Here is a 15,451-nt window from a genome sequence, read left to right as displayed (position 1 = left end):
TAAAAAAACCGAGCAATGCTCGGTTTTTTTGGTCTCAACTATTAGCGACCTTTAACGGGTTTACCGCTTACAGTGCCTTCTTCAAGCATGATCTGGTATTCCTTGCCGTCTTTCTCTATCTGGTTCAGAGCAACCAGCAAATAGTCCCAGTCTTTGGCAAACCACAGGGTGGTTTTACGTTTGCTTTGGGTGGGATCACGCACCCGCTCTACTTTGATTGCATCTATCTTGCCGACCTTGGTGGTTACGGCTTCTTCACCCAGGACACGGAAGTCGTAGGTTTCAATGTCGTCACCGTCGACCACTTGGTAGCTCATGCTTTTCTTGCCAGCGGCTACGTCATGCTGCAACACCATTTGGTAAGTGGATTTATCCAGCAGGCCGCGATTCAGTGGTATGCGCACCGCGGTTCCGCGGTCATCACCAATAACCTGCTTGGCCGACCAGTCAAAGTCTTGTTCAACTGATTTGCCTTTGCCCAAGCCGCCACGCTCGTATTTGTAGCTCAGGGGCATAAAGGCATTGTCTTCAATGCGAAAGGTGCTGGTTTCGGTGAGGCTGGCGACCAGCATTGACGCTTCGAAATTCAACTCCCAGCGCCCATCACCCAAATCAGTAAGGTTGCGTTCTGCAGAGCCGCTTACCGGGAGCTGTTTCCAGTCTGCGGTGTAGCTTGCAGTAAAGGGTTTGATCTCGTCTGCAAAGACGGGAGCGCTAATCAGCGCAAGTGCGAACAGTAAGGCGCGACGCATGTTCTCTCCTAAGTTCGGAAAATATAGCCAGTACTCGCGAGTGGCTTGCCATCAAGCATTGCGCCTTGCGAGCCAAGGTGCAAGCGTTGATCGGCAAACCAGCGAACTGCCAGTGGATAGATCTGGTGTTCCAGGCGGTGAACCCGCTCAGCCAGACTTGCCGCTGAGTCATCTGCATTCACTGGCACTACTGCTTGTACGACCAGTGGTCCGCCGTCGAGTTCCTCCGTCACGAAGTGCACGCTACAGCCGTGCTCCATGTCTTTGGCGTCCAACGCCCGTTGGTGCGTGTGCAGACCTTTGTATTTCGGCAGCAGAGACGGGTGAATATTGAGCAGGCGTCCTGCATAGTGCCGCACAAAGTCGGCGCTGAGAATGCGCATAAAACCTGCCAGTACCACCAAGTCAGGCGCATGGGCGTCGATGCATTCGATTAACGCTGCATCAAACAACTCACGGCTGTCGTACTGGCGATGGTCAAGCACATCGGTGGCAATCCCAGCGGCTTTGGCGCGCTCAAGCCCGTAGGCGTCTGCGCGATTTGAAACCACCGCACAAATGCGCGCTGAACTGGTTGAGTCGAGGCTGTCGATCAGTGCTTGCAAGTTGCTCCCAGAACCTGAGAGCAACACAACTACATTGCAAGGCGTCGCCATTAATGGCTTTTCAGGTTGTTGAGAACAACAGGCTCTGCGTTCTCTGCAGCATCCGCGATCTGACCGATCACCCAAGGCTGTTCGCCCGACGCTTTCAGGTTATTGAGGGTTGCTTCAACCTGATCCTGAGCGACACAGATAACCATGCCAACACCGCAGTTGAGCACCCGGTGCATCTCGGTTTCTTCAACATTGCCCTGAGCTTGCAGCCAGTCGAACACGGCCGGGCGCTGCCAACTGGCAACATCAACAATGGCCTGAGCGCCTTTTGGCAGAACGCGAGGAATGTTGTCGAGCAGGCCACCGCCGGTGATGTGCGCCATGGCCTTAACCGCGCCGGTGTCTTTGATCAGCTTGAGCAACGGCTTCACGTAGATGCGCGTCGGTGCCATCAGTAGGTCGGTAAGCGCCTTGCCATCAAGTTGGGTGTTTTCGATGTCTGCGCCCGATACTTCGATGATCTTGCGAATCAGTGAGTAGCCGTTCGAATGAGGACCAGAAGACGGCAGGGCGATGAGCGCATCACCGGCGCAGACTTTGCTGCCGTCGATGATTTCAGCTTTCTCCACCACACCTACGCAGAAACCGGCCAGGTCATAGTCTTCGCCTTCGTACATGCCTGGCATTTCAGCGGTTTCACCGCCAACCAGTGAGCAACCGGCCAATTCACAGCCTGCGCCGATGCCGGTAACCACTTGAGTGGCGACATCGACGTTGAGCTTGCCGGTGGCATAGTAATCAAGGAAAAACAGCGGTTCTGCACCGCACACGATCAGGTCGTTTACGCACATGGCAACCAGGTCTTGGCCAATGCTGTCATGCTTGTTCAGGTTAAGGGCCAGACGCAGTTTGGTGCCGACGCCATCGGTGCCCGAAACCAGCACAGGTTGCTTGTAGCCCGCAGGTATTTCGCAAAGCGCGCCAAAGCCGCCCAAGCCACCCATGACTTCCGGACGAGCGGTGCGCTTGGCGACACCTTTGATGCGTTCAACCAGGGCTTCGCCTGCGTCGATGTCTACACCTGCGTCCTTGTAGCTGATGGAGGGTTGCTTGCTCATAGATACAGGCCTTTAAGGAAAATTCGGATGTGTACCGGCATTGCATGGGCCGGGCTGCGAGGCGCGCGATTTTATCAGGCTTGCTAAGCAGCGACCACCCACGAAGCGCTATGGTTGCCGGGCGACTGGCGGCTGTTTAAGGTATAGCCTGTTTAATGAAGCGTTTTAACCGCTCCCAGCCCGTCGAGAACCTAATTAATGCGCCTGATCGCTCGTATGCTCGCCCTGTCATTACCCCTGCTATATAGCTTGCCGAGCTTGGCAGCCACGGTTTCTGACCTCTATGAAGTACGTGAAGCAGGGGCTAGTCAGCAGCCTGATCAGCGAAATACTGAATTGGGTCGTGCGCTGGATACCTTGGTTTTACGCCTGACCGGCAAGGCCGATGGCTCTAAAAATCCGGATTTGGCCGAGATTTACAAAGATCCGCAACAAATTGTTACTCAGTATGGTTTTGAGAGCGACAGCATCGTGGTCAGTTTCGATCCGAGCAGTGTCGATCGGGCGTTGCGCCAAGCAGGGTTGCCGATTTGGAGCGCTAATCGTCCGGCCGTCATGACGTGGTGGCTGAATGACGACGTAAATGGCACCAGCTTGGTCGGCGATGGCCTTGCCAGCGCTGAGCCACTGAATCGTGCCGCGCAGCATCGTGGCCTGCCGCTGCGATTGCCTTTGGCTGATCTCAGTGAGCAATTGGTCGGGACGGCCGAAAACCTGAATGCCACGTCGCCAGATGAATTACGCACGGCCTCTGAGCGTTATGCAGCAGATGCACTCCTGGCTGTGCAGGCGCATGAAGCGGACGGCCAATGGAGTGCAGATTGGCGTCTTTGGGTGGGTGACGACGACTTCAAAGGCAGTGCGCAAGGGGCTGACCAAGCAGCCGTCGCGGATTCGGTGATGAAGGCGGTGAGTGAGTTACTGGCAAAGCGCTTTGTTGCGGCGGCAGGTTCTTCGACAGACCTGACCCTTGAAATCGAAGGGGCGAGCCTGGCCCGGTATGCTGAAATCCAGCGGATGCTTGAGCCGTTTGACTCCAGCTTCAGCAAAGTCGACAACGGTCGCTTGGTATTCAAGGTTAACGCTAACGCCGAACAACTGCGTTCGCAGTTGGCCTTGGCGCAGTTGCAAGAAGTACCCGCCACCCCAGACCCTGAACCCGCAACTCAAAACAGCCCGAATACGCCGGTGACCGATGGTCAGACACCGACTGCTGCAGAGGGCAGCACACCTGACGCTGCGGCTAATAACCCAGTGGCGCCAGCCCCGGCGCCACAAAGCAATGTGCCTAAAGCAAACGTATTGCGTTTTCGTTGGTAAGCATTGCTGTAATTGATTGTCCTAACAACCGCTGACAGTTTCAGCGGTTGTTTTATGACAGCACCTATTGAAGATTAACTGAGGATTTAGGATGAAGGCTCTGCCGCGCTGGTATTGGATCGTCGGCTTTGCACTGCTGGCGTGGCTGCTGTATCTGCTTGGGCCGATGCTGTCTCCGTTTATCATTGCAATCGTGTTGGCCTATATGGGCGATCCACTGGTGGACCGCCTTGAGCGCCTGAAGATCTCACGCACATGGGGCGTGATCATTGTCTTCGCTATTTTCAGCCTGGTCTTGACCATCTTGCTGGTGGTATTGGTGCCTCTACTCGGCAAACAGTTGGTGCGTTTGTACGAACTGGCCCCGCAAATGATCGACTGGACCCAGCACGTTGCCTTGCCTTGGGTGCAGGCCAAGTTTGGTCTCAATGACAATTTCTGGCGCCTTGACCAGCTCAAAGGAGCACTTTCGGACAACTTGGGCAAAACCACTGACATCGCCAGCATGGTGCTTAAGAAAGTCACTGCATCGGGCATGGCATTGGTGGGCCTAGTGGCGAATCTGTTGTTGATCCCGGTGGTCAGCTTCTATCTGATGCGCGACTGGGACTTGATGGTGGCGAAAGTTCGGTCAATGCTGCCCCGTGATAAAGAGACGACCATCGTCGAACTAATGGCGGAATGTCATGAGGTGATTGGCGCCTTTATGCGTGGGCAACTTTTGGTAATGCTGGCGCTGGGAGTCATGTACGCCACTGGCTTGATGGTGATCGGGCTGGAACTGGGCCTGTTGATCGGCGTATTTGCCGGTTTGGCCAGTATCGTTCCTTACCTCGGTGTCTTCGTTGGTATTTCTTCAGCATTGATCGCCGGCTTGTTCCAGTTTGGTCTTGAGCCCTATCCGCTGATGGCGATTGCCGCCGTGTTTATTGTCGGGCAAATGCTTGAAGGCATGCTGTTAACCCCATGGCTGGTCGGTGATCGTATCGGCTTGCATCCCGTCGCGGTGATCTTTGCAATCATGGCCGGCGGCCAGCTATTTGGTTTTTCGGGCATTCTTCTGGCTTTGCCGGTTGCCGCTGTGATCATGGTTTTGCTGCGTCATGCTCATGATTTCTATAAACTTTCATCACTTTATGGAGAATCTCCAGTTCGCGCTTTAGAAGAGCCGCAAAAGCCAGTATGAAACCGATCCAGCTGCCCTTAGGTGTGCGTCTGCGTGATGACGCCACATTTGCCAATTTCTACCCCGGAGCCAATGCTGCGGCGCTGGGCTATGTCGAGCGCTTATGTGAAGCCGATGCTGGCTGGACTGAGAGTTTGATATACCTGTGGGGCGCCCACGGCGTTGGGCGCAGCCACTTGATGCAAGCGGCTTGCCTCAAGTTTGAACAGCGTGATGAACTGGCAGTGTATTTGCCGTTGGCCGATGTTGCTATTCACGGTATTGCGTTGCTCGACAACCTAGAACGCTGTGAACTGGTGTGCCTTGATGATTTGGAGGCGGTTGCCGGCCAGCCCATTTGGGAAGAGGCGCTATTTCATTTGTTCAATCGGCTGCGCGACAGCGGGCGTAAATTGTTGCTGTCGGCCAATACCTCGCCCCGTGAATTGAAAATCAAATTGCCTGATTTGAAATCACGCCTGACCCTGGCGCTGGTATTTCAGCTACAGGGCTTATCCGATGAGGACAAACTGCGAGCCTTGCAACTGCGTGCGTCGCGCCGTGGCTTGCACATGAGTGAAGAAGTCGGGCGGTTTATTCTGACTCGTGGCGAGCGGAGCATGAATGCGCTGTTTGATTTGCTGGAGCAGTTGGATCAAGCGTCGCTGCAAGCCCAGCGCAAGCTAACCATTCCCTTTCTCAAAGAAACACTCGGCTGGTAAAAATCTGTTTTGAAGCGACTGCGCTCGGTGATACTGCGTTGAAGGACCACCTGAAAATGCTCACTTACAAGAGTAAGCTCCGCGTTTCAGGCAGTCCTTCGCCTTGTCTGACCCACGCTCGTTGCGCTTCAAAATCAGATTTTGGGTTTGGTTTTAAGAGCACCTATCAGAGGCAAGAGCACAATGCGGCTTGAAGCGACTGCGCTCGGTGATACTGCGTTGAAGGACCACCTGAAAATGCTCACTTACAAGAGTAAGCTCCGCGTTTCAGGCAGTCCTTCGCCTTGTCTGACCCACGCTCGTTGCGCTTCAAAATCAGATTTTGGGTTTGGTTTTAAGAGCACCTATCAGAGGCAAGAGCACAATGCGGCTTGAAGCGACTGCGCTCGGTGATACTGCGTTGAAGGACTACCTGAAAATGCTCACTTACAAGAGTAAGCTCCGCGTTTCAGGCAGTCCTTCGCCTTGTCTGACCTTCGCTCGTTGCGCTTCAAAATCAGATTTTAGGTTTGGGTTTTAAGAGGGAAAGGATCAAGAGCACAACGCGGCTTGAAGCGACTGCGCTCGGTGATACTGCGTTGAAGGACCACCTGAAAATACTCACTTACAAGAGTAAGCTCCGCGTTTCAGGCAGTCCTTCGCCTTGTCTGACCTTCGCTCGTTGCGCTTCAAAATCAGATTTTAGGTTTGGGTTTTAAGAGCGAAAGGATCAAGAGCACAACGAGGCTTGAAGCGACTGCGCTCGGTGATACTGCGTTGAAGGACCACCTGAAAATGCTCACTTACAAGAGTAAGCTCCGCGTTTCAGGCAGTCCTTCGCCTTGTCTGACCGTCACTCGTTGCGCTTCAAAATCAGATTTTGGGTTTGGGTTGTAAAAGCGGAACTCAAGATTAAGCGCTCAACATAGTTCAGCGACTGCAGGCACTTAAAGGTGTGGTGCCTGTTTGAGCGCTTAAGGGGTAGGGTGGATGACGCCTTTTTCATCCACCATCGTTCGTTGCAAATAGCGCAAATCAATTGCGCATGATTGAGCATTTTGCTGCTTGATCCATGGTGGACAAGCTTCGCGTTGTCGCACCCTACGACGCCCATGCCACTTGCTATTTCCTTAGGGGACAACGCTTATAGTTATTGCTCGCCTGCCAGTTTGCGGTCGTACTGGAAGCGCCAGCGGGTGTAGAGCAGAGCGCTGCAGAACAGGGCAAAGCTGATAATGGTTTCTAGTGCGCCGTAGACCGCCCTTGCCGGGTCGATGGCGGCGAGAATGCCTTGAATAAAATACAGGTTGATAACAAAGCACAGCCAAGCGTGGGCGCGGGCGTTGCCAAGTGCCATACCCGGAGCAAGCAACAGCAGCGGTACAAGCTGAATGGTCAATACAACCCAGTTACGGGCGCCATGCAGGTCGGCAAACCCTAGATTCCATACGGTAATCAGCACCAGTAGGGCGATATAGTTAAACAGGCTTAACGCGCGGCTGAGTTTGACGCGGGGTTCTAACCACTGCAGCTCTGGCAATGGCTTCTTTTCTTTAGCCACGTGGCTTCTCCAGTTTCTGTGCGGTTTCAGCCAAGCGTTGGCCAAGTGCTTTGCACAAGGTCTTTTCGTGTTCATCCAGCGTGCGCTTGCCGTCCGCTCCTGCGTGGTGACTAGGGCCATACGGCGTGCCGCCGCCACGGGTTTCCAGCAGTGCTGACTCGCTGTAGGGCAGGCCGGTAATCAACATGCCGTGGTGCAGCAGCGGCATTATCATCGACAGCAGGGTGGTTTCCTGGCCGCCGTGCAGGCTGGCGGTCGAGGTGAATACGCCAGCAGGTTTGCCGACTAGTGCGCCGGTCAGCCAGAGGTTGCTGGTGCCATCAAGAAAGTATTTCAAAGCCGCAGCCATATTGCCGAAGCGGGTCGGGCTGCCAAGCGCTAACGCACTGCAGTTCTTCAAGTCATCCAAGGTTGCGTACAGTGCACCTTGTTCCGGAATCTCTGGGGCAGTGGCTTCGCAGTCAGCTGAAACGCTCGGTACGGTGCGCAAGCGCGCCTCTAAGCCGACACTCTCGATGCCGCGGGCAATTTGCTTGGCCATTTCCGAGGTCGCACCGTGGCGGCTGTAATACAGCACTAGGATGTAGGCTGAACTCACGGCAGAATCTCCAGAACGCGCTCAGGCGGGCGTCCTACTATGGCGCGGTTGCCCGCGATCAAAATAGGCCGTTCAATCAGTTTCGGTTGGGCAACCATTGCCGCAATAAGCTGCGTTTCGCTTAGCCCTGGTTCGCTCAGATTCAGTGTTTTGTAGTCGTCTTCGCCGGTCCGTAACAGTGCCCGTGCAGGCATGCCGAGTTTGCTTAGCACCTCGCTGAGTTGCTCTGCGGTGGGCGGTGTATCGAGGTAGCGCACAATCTCTGGTGCCAGACCTCGGTCTTCTAACAGCTGCAACGCAGCACGGGATTTTGAACAGCGCGGATTGTGGTAGAGCGTTAAATCAGTCATGTGCGGTTCGCATCTTGCGTCAGGTGGCGACTATTCTAACCGTGTCGAGCGACGATGTGCGTAACGCCGTGTGCAGTAAAGCCTTGCTTTCAGTTGTCAATTAGGGGCACATCTTGGTCGCATATAAGGAAAATGGCGTAGCGTTACCGCTTCAGCTAAGGAGAAGGCATGCTTCAACGGTTAAGAGAATGGTTCGAGTTTTGGCGCTTTCTGTTTCAGCGGTTCTTTGCTGATCAAGGCATCAACAATGCGGCTGCGCTGACGTACACCACGCTGTTTGCTGTGGTGCCGATGATGACAGTGACCTTCACCATGCTCTCGGCGATTCCTGCCTTTCAGGGCACTGATGAGCAGATTCAGCACTTTGTATTTCGCAATTTTGTGCCTTCAGCGGGTGAGACGGTTCAGGAATATTTGCGCAACTTCACTGTTCAAGCGCGACAGTTAACCTGGATTGGGGTGATTATCTTGGCGGTAACCGCATTTTTAATGCTGGTGACCATCGAGAAAACCTTTAACACCATCTGGCGGGTGCGTCAGGCGCGGCGAGGCGTATCAAGCTTTCTGCTGTATTGGGCGATTCTCAGCCTTGGGCCGATCCTGCTGGGGGCAGGTTTTGCTATCAGCACCTATATTGCCTCTTTGTCACTGATGTCCGGCCCTGATGCACTTATTGGGGCAAAAACATTACTGCGCTTTATGCCGCTGTTTTTCAGTGTGGCGGCTTTTACCTTGCTCTACGCAACGGTCCCCAATGCCCGGGTACCCTTTAAGCATGCGCTGCTCGGTGGCTTGTTTACGGCGGTTTTATTTGAGGTGGCCAAAAATATATTCGGCCTCTATGTGCGTTTTTTCCCCGGTTACCAGCTGATCTATGGGGCCTTTGCCACGGTGCCGTTGTTCTTGCTGTGGATTTACCTGTCCTGGTTGATTGTGCTGTTTGGCGCCGAATTGGTGTGTAATTTGTCTTCCTCTTATCAGTGGCGGCGTTTGGATATTCCGCGAATATTGCTGGTGATGGCTGTTTTGCGCGTGTTCTATGAGCGCCAGCAGTCGGGGCTGAAGGTCCGTTATCGCGATGTGCGGCGCAAGGGGTGGCAGTTGCCGGAGCATGAATGGGAAGAGGTACTCGGCTATCTTGAAAGCCAGCGACTGGTGACCTCCAGTGGCGCCGGTGCTTGGGTCGTGAGCCGCGATTTGAATAGCTTTGCCCTGCAGCGCTTGATCAGCCAAAGTCCGTGGCCGATGCCTCAGTTGGAGCAATTGCCTGAAACGATGGATGAACCCTGGTATCCCGCTTTTCGTCAGGTTCTGCAACGCTTTCATGAGCAGCAAGCTGATTTGTTTCATGGCAGTTTGGCGCAGTGGCTGCAGCCGCCAACTGACAAATAATGTCAGTTTACGGCGAACTGCCGCTTAGTCTGAGTGGCATTTGCTGCTGCTCACCGTTAATCGCGGGGGGCTCTTGGTCTGGCATGCTTCTGGCACAGGCCTTCACAGCTCTATTGAACTGAGCGCAGCACAGAACACTCAAACTGCCATGAGAATAGCGAGTGATGGAGCGTAATGCGGTTATGAGTCATAAACAGGGTAAGGTCGTAGCGCTGTGTGAACAGGGCTCAGATGAGGCGCTTGAGCGACTTAATCGGCTGACGGGGCTGCGCTTTGCGCGGTGGCCTGAATCGTTGGTCGCGGGTACCCAACAGTCTACAGGGGAGGTTGCGCCGGTGTTGCTGGATGCTGAGCCTAAGCCTTGCAAGTGCATAGGTTAGAGCATTGTCGGCGCTTTAAGTGTTAGGCCAGTGCTTGCTGTGCACTCTGTTCGAGTTCGGCGGCTTGGACAAACATCTCTTCAACCGTTATTGCATGAAAGCTCACGGCGGTACGCAGTTGTAGTTGCATGTCTTCAATTTGCTGCTTGAATGGCACGCGCGCAACGCCCGATAACATGATCTTGTTGTGGCTATTGACCTGACCATGATCGACTGCGACTTCGCGCCGTTTGCCGGCGTCGGTGAAGGTCACAAACAGCGAAACAGGCAAATTGGCCAGCCCTGGCACCTGAAGCCATACGGCCACATTGTACTCAGCGACACGCCCTTCAAAAGCGGTCACCTGTTGGCGTGCGCTTTTGACGATTCTTGAGGGAACGGGGCCGATTAAGGTGTCATGTGGCTGAGGCATTTGGGCATCCAGGCTGAGAACCAGTCCGCGCAAGTATAAACCTCGTCGCGCCCTTCAAACTGTGCGCTCAACCCTTGTGTCGCGTGATCAGTCTCGCAGATTTTGCTATTGGCAAAAGCCTCATTAGCCCAGACCCATTGGGTGACGACTGACAATGGGCGTGCTGAGATTGGAAGCCGGTAGCGGTAGGATTTTTTGGCTGTTGGCGTTGGCTAGTTGCAGCCACAAACTCTCACCCTCCACAAATTGGCCAATGGGTAGCCACACCCCATGATGCCAACCACTGCCGGGCGCAGGTGTGCTTTGCAGTATGCCAGGATGGGTTTGTGCAACAGGTGCCCGGCGCAACCAGACTGGGCGTGGCAAGCCTTTCAGGTAGCGCAGGCCAATATGTAACCCCGCAATGCTCAAGTGGCGCCAGCGTATCAATGCCAGCGTTGGCGTTTCACTGCTGTTGATGATCAGCACCAACTGACCGACCAACAATGCTTTGGAACGGTCTGAATCACAGAGTAAGCGTGCACCGCCTGCGCTGGCGTCCATAATTTGCGATTCGGTGCGGGTAGGGCGCTGACCCAGGAGCTGGCTGTGCACTGCATTCAGTCCGACCACTAAATCACAGGTCGATGGCATTTCCAGTCGCTCGTGGCGGCGCTGTTGTCGCCCCATCCAGTGCTGCTGAACATGATTGAGCACTTTGCCTTCGGCAATCGTTTGCAGGGGGGCTGGATCATGCAGTGCAACCAATAAGGGGCCGAGTTCAAAACGACGTAAGTACTGGGGATCGCCTTTGACTGATTGGGCAAAACTCAAGCAGGGTTGCGATTCACTGAGATCGACGATTGGCCCTTCGCTGTCATCATCCTCTTCCCACGGCAAAAGCCGGGCTAAGCCGCTGAGCGGTGCAAGCGCGCTGAATAACAGCAGGCATTCACCTTCGTGTAGATGAAATGGGTTGCTCAGGGCCATGATCAGCATCTGCTGGTATACACCGCGCAGGGTCGGCGCTGTTGCAGGTTTGAATGCCGCGGCCACGGGCTCGTCCAGGCACTTCTGGTGCTCGCCAATCCAGTACAGCAGGTGGCTGTCACGCCACAGGCTCGGCGGAGGCTCTTGATAGACCTGATAATGGCGTAGCTGGGTCTGCGCCAGAAAGTGCTGCGCCATATACAGGCACCACGCCAGATGTGGGGGCGATGGGTTACGACCCTGGAGGATCTGCAGTAATAGGCGTTTAAAGCCAATCGCCAGCTCGCTGCACAGGTGAATGTATAGCGCCGGAGGCGGTTCATGGCTTTGCTGGGCAAGCGAGTAGTAACGATATTCATCGCTGAAGTTTTGCAGCGCACGTTGTCTTTCGAGTAAGGTCTTAGGGCTGCGGTTAAGCCGAAACAACAGGCTGACGACTTGCTGTAATGCAGTCGCTAAAGGCTCGCTGCGGGCTTTGCTGAACAGCTCAACTAACTCAGACTGTGATGCAGACGGGTCATCAATGATGTCAGGCACTTCCAGGCGCAAGGCATCAAGTGTCATCTCAACCCTGCCAGCAAGAGGATCGAATACATGGGCGCACAACTCCAGTGGGTCATTCGTATAGTTATAGGCGCATTTGCTGTGCTCGTCCTTACAGCATGCTCCGACGCGGCTGGTGTTGACCAGTATGGACGCAAGGTACCGTCTGAACGGATCGAAGGCCAGTGGTTAGTTATCAATTATTGGGCCGAGTGGTGTGGCCCGTGCCGAACTGAGATTCCACAGCTAAATGCGCTGGATAAACAGCTGGCCGGTCAAGGTGTCAGTGTTCTTGGGGTGAACTTTGATAACGTCCAGGGCGCCGAGCTTAAACGAGTCAGTGAGGCGTTGGGTATCCGCTTCACGGTGTTGGCCAGCGACCCCGCCGAGCGGTTTAAATTACCGCGCAGTGAAGCGCTGCCAGTGACTTACATTATTGATAACACCGGGCGTGTGCGCGAGCGCTTGCTGGGTGAGCAAACCGCCGCAGGCATTCAGGCCAAACTTGCAGCGCTTAAGGCAGAGGGCTAGAGGTCAATGAACAGTGAGCATGAAGCAGTAGTCAGCCTGCACGGGTACATCAGTGGGCGCGTGCAGGGTGTCAGCTTTCGACAGTCCACCGCAGAGCAGGCGGAGCAGTTGGGGATTGATGGTTGGGTGAGAAACCTGCCGGACGGCCGGGTTGAGGTGATGTGTGAAGGGAATCGTCAGGCCATTGAAGTGATGCGAAAATGGCTGGCTCGTGGACCAAAAAGTGCCAAGGTCGAGGCTGTTGAACTGACCGAGCAAGGGATTCAAGGTATTGCCGGTTTTATCATTCGCTGAGTCGCCCTAAATAAACCTGTAGCCTGCTCTGATAACCCAGAGCAGTCTCGATTACAGGCGGTGTTCAGCGGTTGCCGGGGTCGGCGACCAAGCGGCCAGCATCTTTGGTCAGTGAGTGTAGAAAGGCTTCTTGCAGCTCTGGATCATTGCGCGTCAGCTCAATCAGGCTTTGTTCGAGTTCGCTTGCTTCTTCCTCTAGGCCTAACTCGGAAAGACGCTTGACGCGATGCACCCACTGGTTGGTGTCATCGCCCTCAAGGTCATCGTAGATCAGGCCATGGGCTTCGTTGAGCTTGCCGCGCAGGGTGCGGCTGACCAGTAGGCTAGCATCCGCCCGAACCTCGTTTTCCGGGTCCTCCACACTGATGTGCAATGAGCTCACACGGCTAATGTCTTGCTCGGCAAAGGGGCTGTCGAGCAAGTTGATGCGCAACACGCCGCTGCGGTCGGTGGACAATTCATGTTGCTGATCACCCGCCTTGACGATGACCGGCCGTTCCGCCCAAGGCAGGCTTGAGTACTCCATGCGCGCATCCTGACGTTGTTCGTCAATGCTGGCCAGGTTCTGCTGCGATCGGCCGTTGGATTGCACGTTCATAAAGGGATTCAACCCGGCAAAACCATAGCTGATCCAGCCTTTGGTCGCGGTGTCCGGCAAGCTGCCCAGCAGCACCACGTTCAATATGTTTGCCCCCACACCTGCGACCACAGCTACCGCACCTAGCGGCACTTCGTATAGCTCACGCCATGGCTGGTACGGCGTGTAGCGGTCATATTTGCGCGTAACCTCGAAAGCGGTAACTTCAAAGGTCTTTTGCTCATTAACCCGAACACGACGCTGCGGCAGTTCAAGGACGCCGGGTTGACCGGCATCTATCTGCAGGCTGTGATCAAGCAATTTGCGCTCAATGCGTTCCTCGTGTTCGCTGCGTTGAGGAAGTTGGTTTGCGCAGCCGCTCAGAAAAACGGCGCCGCAAATTGCGGCGCCGCCAAGGCGTAAGGTGTTTCTATTGAACATGATGACTCTTGCTAAAGGCTGAAATCAGCGGCTGATACGTGTTTTGATAAAAGACAGGATGTCAGCTGCTGGAACGGCTTGAGCTTCAGTTTCCACTCGGCTCTTGTATTCCAGATTGCCTTCGGCAAGGCCGCGGTCACTGACCACGATGCGGTGCGGGATGCCTATCAGTTCCATGTCGGCGAATTTGATGCCCGGACTGGTCTTTTTGTCACGGTCATCAAGCAATACTTCATAACCGGCAGTGGTTAATTCTGCGTAGAGCTTGTCTGTTGCTTCGCGGACAACGTCGGTTTCGTAGCGCAGTGGCACCAGCGCGATCTGGAATGGCGCCAAGGCATCATTCCAGATAATCCCGCGCTCGTCCGAGTTCTGCTCGATGGCTGCTGCGACAACCCGCGATACACCAATGCCGTAGCAACCCATGCTTAGCGTGACCGGCTTGCCGTTTTCGCCAAGCACCTGGCAGTTCATAGCTTCGCTGTATTTGGTGCCCAGCTGGAAGATATGGCCGACTTCGATGCCGCGCTTGATTACCAGCGTGCCATTGCCATCTGGGCTTGGGTCACCTTCGACAACATTGCGTAGGTCAGCCACTGCTGGCAGTGGTAAATCGCGCTCCCAGTTAACCCCGAAGTAGTGTTTTTCTTCGATGTTGGCGCCTGCGGCAAAGTCGCTCATCATCGCTACAGAGCGGTCAATGATGCAGGTAACAGGCATATTCAAAGGGCCGAGCGAGCCTGGGCCGGCACCCACCACATTGCGAATTTCATCTTCTGTGGCAAAAACCAGTGGGTTGGCGACCTGTTCAAGATTGGCTGCCTTGATCTCGTTCAGTTCGTGGTCGCCTCGGATAACCAGGGCGACCAGGCTGCCTTCTTCGCTGCCGTGGGCGATTAGGGTCTTGATGGTTTTTTCGATAGGTAGCGCAAAGCCGGTGATCAAGTCATTGATGGTTTTGGTGTTTGGCGTATCCACCAACCGCAGTTCTTCACGTGCAGCGCCACGCTCGGTTTCACGCGGTACCGCTTCGGCTTTTTCGATATTGGCGGCGTAATCAGATGAGTCGCTGAAGGCGATATCATCTTCGCCGGATTCGGCCAGCACATGGAACTCGTGGGAGCCGGTGCCGCCAATCGAGCCGGTGTCAGCTTGAACTGGGCGGAAATCAAGACCCAGGCGGCTGAACACGTTGCAGTACGCCTGGTGCATGCGGTCATAGGTTTCTTGCAGCGACTCCGGGCTCGCATGGAAGGAGTAGGCATCCTTCATAATGAACTCACGGCCGCGCATCAGGCCAAAGCGTGGACGAATTTCGTCACGGAACTTGGTCTGGATCTGGTACATATTGATGGGCAGCTGCTTGTAGCTGTTCAGCTCGTTGCGCGCCATATCAGTGATGACTTCTTCGTGCGTCGGGCCTGCGCAGAAATCACGACCATGGCGGTCTTTCATGCGCAGCAATTCTGGGCCGTATTGTTCCCAGCGGCCAGATTCCTGCCACAGTTCTGCGGGCTGGATGCCTGGCATTAGCACTTCGAGTGCGCCCGCGGCGTCCATTTCTTCACGGACTACGCGTTCAACCTTGCGCAAGGTGCGCAGGCCCATCGGCAGCCAGGTGTAGAGGCCAGAGGCAAGTTTGCGGATCATCCCGGCGCGCAGCATTAGCTGATGGCTGATAACGACGGCATCGGATGGCGTTTCTTTTTGTGTGGCGAGCAGGAACTGACTAGTACGCATGGTTGACCGTT

General features: G+C 54.8%; 16 protein-coding genes. 6 read left to right on the top strand and 10 right to left on the bottom strand.

Annotation, left to right across the window (positions count from 1 at the left end):
• Nucleotides 1–41: 41 nt before the first annotated feature.
• The 3 genes from AACY09_RS08895 to purM are packed head-to-tail and all read right to left on the bottom strand — an operon-like array spanning nucleotide 42 to nucleotide 2,466.
• Nucleotides 42–752 carry a DUF3108 domain-containing protein gene (locus tag AACY09_RS08895; protein ID WP_339487357.1) on the bottom strand — a complete coding sequence of 237 codons (711 nt, stop codon included), beginning with the start codon at nucleotides 750–752 and terminating at the stop codon, nucleotides 42–44.
• An 8-nt stretch (nucleotides 753–760) separates the two neighbouring features.
• Entirely contained in the window at nucleotides 761–1,408 is a 648-nt protein-coding gene (gene purN / locus AACY09_RS08890; RefSeq protein WP_339487356.1) for a phosphoribosylglycinamide formyltransferase, read from the bottom strand.
• Nucleotides 1,408–2,466, bottom strand: coding sequence for a phosphoribosylformylglycinamidine cyclo-ligase (gene purM, locus AACY09_RS08885; RefSeq protein WP_339487355.1), 1,059 nt, complete (start codon nucleotides 2,464–2,466; stop codon nucleotides 1,408–1,410). The genes purN and purM overlap by 1 nt, the downstream gene beginning before the upstream one ends.
• Nucleotides 2,467–2,664: 198 nt before the next feature.
• Here purM and AACY09_RS08880 point away from each other — a divergent pair, with 198 nt between their 5' ends.
• The 3 genes from AACY09_RS08880 (at nucleotide 2,665) to hda (ending at nucleotide 5,673) form a co-directional block, all read left to right on the top strand.
• Nucleotides 2,665–3,786 carry a DUF2066 domain-containing protein gene (locus AACY09_RS08880; RefSeq protein WP_339487354.1) on the top strand — a complete coding sequence of 374 codons (1,122 nt, stop codon included), beginning with the start codon at nucleotides 2,665–2,667 and terminating at the stop codon, nucleotides 3,784–3,786.
• 91 nt (nucleotides 3,787–3,877) lie between these two features.
• A complete protein-coding gene (locus AACY09_RS08875; RefSeq protein ID WP_339487353.1) occupies nucleotides 3,878–4,972 on the top strand; it encodes an AI-2E family transporter in 1,095 nt (364 codons plus the stop codon).
• On the top strand, nucleotides 4,969–5,673 hold the full coding sequence (hda, locus tag AACY09_RS08870) for a DnaA regulatory inactivator Hda (RefSeq protein ID WP_339487352.1): 705 nt from the start codon (nucleotides 4,969–4,971) through the stop codon (nucleotides 5,671–5,673). Before AACY09_RS08875 ends, hda begins: the two co-directional genes overlap by 4 nt.
• 1,129 nt (nucleotides 5,674–6,802) lie before the next feature.
• Here hda and AACY09_RS08865 read toward each other — a convergent pair.
• Genes AACY09_RS08865 through arsC form a run of 3 tightly spaced genes read right to left on the bottom strand, consistent with a single transcriptional unit; the run spans nucleotide 6,803 to nucleotide 8,161 of the window.
• Nucleotides 6,803–7,213: a DUF2069 domain-containing protein gene (locus AACY09_RS08865; protein WP_339487351.1), complete on the bottom strand. Its 411-nt coding sequence runs from the start codon at nucleotides 7,211–7,213 to the stop codon at nucleotides 6,803–6,805.
• Nucleotides 7,206–7,811, bottom strand: a complete 606-nt coding sequence (gene wrbA / locus AACY09_RS08860) for an NAD(P)H:quinone oxidoreductase (RefSeq protein WP_339487350.1) — start codon at nucleotides 7,809–7,811, stop codon at nucleotides 7,206–7,208. The genes AACY09_RS08865 and wrbA overlap by 8 nt, the downstream gene beginning before the upstream one ends.
• Nucleotides 7,808–8,161, bottom strand: coding sequence for an arsenate reductase (glutaredoxin) (arsC, locus tag AACY09_RS08855; protein ID WP_339487349.1), 354 nt, complete (start codon nucleotides 8,159–8,161; stop codon nucleotides 7,808–7,810). The genes wrbA and arsC overlap by 4 nt, the downstream gene beginning before the upstream one ends.
• Before the next feature lie 168 nt (nucleotides 8,162–8,329).
• Between arsC and AACY09_RS08850 the strand changes: the two genes are divergently transcribed.
• Nucleotides 8,330–9,553 carry a virulence factor BrkB family protein gene (locus AACY09_RS08850; RefSeq protein WP_339487348.1) on the top strand — a complete coding sequence of 408 codons (1,224 nt, stop codon included), beginning with the start codon at nucleotides 8,330–8,332 and terminating at the stop codon, nucleotides 9,551–9,553.
• 402 nt (nucleotides 9,554–9,955) lie between these two features.
• Here AACY09_RS08850 and AACY09_RS08845 read toward each other — a convergent pair whose 3' ends face one another.
• Both AACY09_RS08845 and AACY09_RS08840 read right to left on the bottom strand, forming a co-directional pair.
• Entirely contained in the window at nucleotides 9,956–10,345 is a 390-nt protein-coding gene (locus AACY09_RS08845) for a hypothetical protein (RefSeq protein WP_339487347.1), read from the bottom strand.
• Between the two features lie 123 nt (nucleotides 10,346–10,468).
• Nucleotides 10,469–11,878: a PilZ domain-containing protein gene (locus AACY09_RS08840; RefSeq protein ID WP_339487346.1), complete on the bottom strand. Its 1,410-nt coding sequence runs from the start codon at nucleotides 11,876–11,878 to the stop codon at nucleotides 10,469–10,471.
• Between the two features lie 30 nt (nucleotides 11,879–11,908).
• Between AACY09_RS08840 and AACY09_RS08835 the strand changes: the two genes are divergently transcribed.
• Nucleotides 11,909–12,388, top strand: a complete 480-nt coding sequence (locus AACY09_RS08835) for a TlpA disulfide reductase family protein (RefSeq protein WP_339487345.1) — start codon at nucleotides 11,909–11,911, stop codon at nucleotides 12,386–12,388.
• 6 nt (nucleotides 12,389–12,394) lie between these two features.
• Nucleotides 12,395–12,682 (top strand): acylphosphatase, encoded by a 288-nt coding sequence (locus AACY09_RS08830; protein ID WP_339487344.1) that lies wholly within the window; start codon nucleotides 12,395–12,397, stop codon nucleotides 12,680–12,682.
• 64 nt (nucleotides 12,683–12,746) lie between these two features.
• On the opposite strand, the gene AACY09_RS08825 is transcribed toward AACY09_RS08830, so the two are convergent.
• Together AACY09_RS08825 and AACY09_RS08820 are read right to left on the bottom strand one after the other, a co-directional pair.
• Nucleotides 12,747–13,700, bottom strand: coding sequence for a hypothetical protein (locus AACY09_RS08825; protein WP_339487343.1), 954 nt, complete (start codon nucleotides 13,698–13,700; stop codon nucleotides 12,747–12,749).
• A 24-nt stretch (nucleotides 13,701–13,724) separates the two neighbouring features.
• A complete protein-coding gene (locus AACY09_RS08820) occupies nucleotides 13,725–15,440 on the bottom strand; it encodes a proline--tRNA ligase (RefSeq protein WP_339487342.1) in 1,716 nt (571 codons plus the stop codon).
• Nucleotides 15,441–15,451: the final 11 nt, after the last annotated feature.

Origin of the sequence: Pseudomonas sp. EL_65y_Pfl2_R95, from assembly GCF_963971045.1 — a bacterium.
Classification (GTDB): domain Bacteria; phylum Pseudomonadota; class Gammaproteobacteria; order Pseudomonadales; family Pseudomonadaceae; genus Aquipseudomonas.
This window is presented reverse-complemented; position numbering and strand designations above follow the sequence as displayed.

Coding starts and splice junctions, on each gene's coding strand:
- AACY09_RS08895 (WP_339487357.1), bottom strand. CDS start 752: ATGCGTCGCGCCTTACTGTTCGCACTTGCGCTGATTAGCGCTCCCGTC.
- purN (WP_339487356.1), bottom strand. CDS start 1,408: ATGGCGACGCCTTGCAATGTAGTTGTGTTGCTCTCAGGTTCTGGGAGC.
- purM (WP_339487355.1), bottom strand. CDS start 2,466: ATGAGCAAGCAACCCTCCATCAGCTACAAGGACGCAGGTGTAGACATC.
- AACY09_RS08880 (WP_339487354.1), top strand. CDS start 2,665: ATGCGCCTGATCGCTCGTATGCTCGCCCTGTCATTACCCCTGCTATAT.
- AACY09_RS08875 (WP_339487353.1), top strand. CDS start 3,878: ATGAAGGCTCTGCCGCGCTGGTATTGGATCGTCGGCTTTGCACTGCTG.
- hda (WP_339487352.1), top strand. CDS start 4,969: ATGAAACCGATCCAGCTGCCCTTAGGTGTGCGTCTGCGTGATGACGCC.
- arsC (WP_339487349.1), bottom strand. CDS start 8,161: ATGACTGATTTAACGCTCTACCACAATCCGCGCTGTTCAAAATCCCGT.
- AACY09_RS08850 (WP_339487348.1), top strand. CDS start 8,330: ATGCTTCAACGGTTAAGAGAATGGTTCGAGTTTTGGCGCTTTCTGTTT.
- AACY09_RS08845 (WP_339487347.1), bottom strand. CDS start 10,345: ATGCCTCAGCCACATGACACCTTAATCGGCCCCGTTCCCTCAAGAATC.
- AACY09_RS08840 (WP_339487346.1), bottom strand. CDS start 11,878: ATGACACTTGATGCCTTGCGCCTGGAAGTGCCTGACATCATTGATGAC.
- AACY09_RS08835 (WP_339487345.1), top strand. CDS start 11,909: ATGGGCGCACAACTCCAGTGGGTCATTCGTATAGTTATAGGCGCATTT.
- AACY09_RS08830 (WP_339487344.1), top strand. CDS start 12,395: ATGAACAGTGAGCATGAAGCAGTAGTCAGCCTGCACGGGTACATCAGT.
- AACY09_RS08825 (WP_339487343.1), bottom strand. CDS start 13,700: ATGTTCAATAGAAACACCTTACGCCTTGGCGGCGCCGCAATTTGCGGC.
- AACY09_RS08820 (WP_339487342.1), bottom strand. CDS start 15,440: ATGCGTACTAGTCAGTTCCTGCTCGCCACACAAAAAGAAACGCCATCC.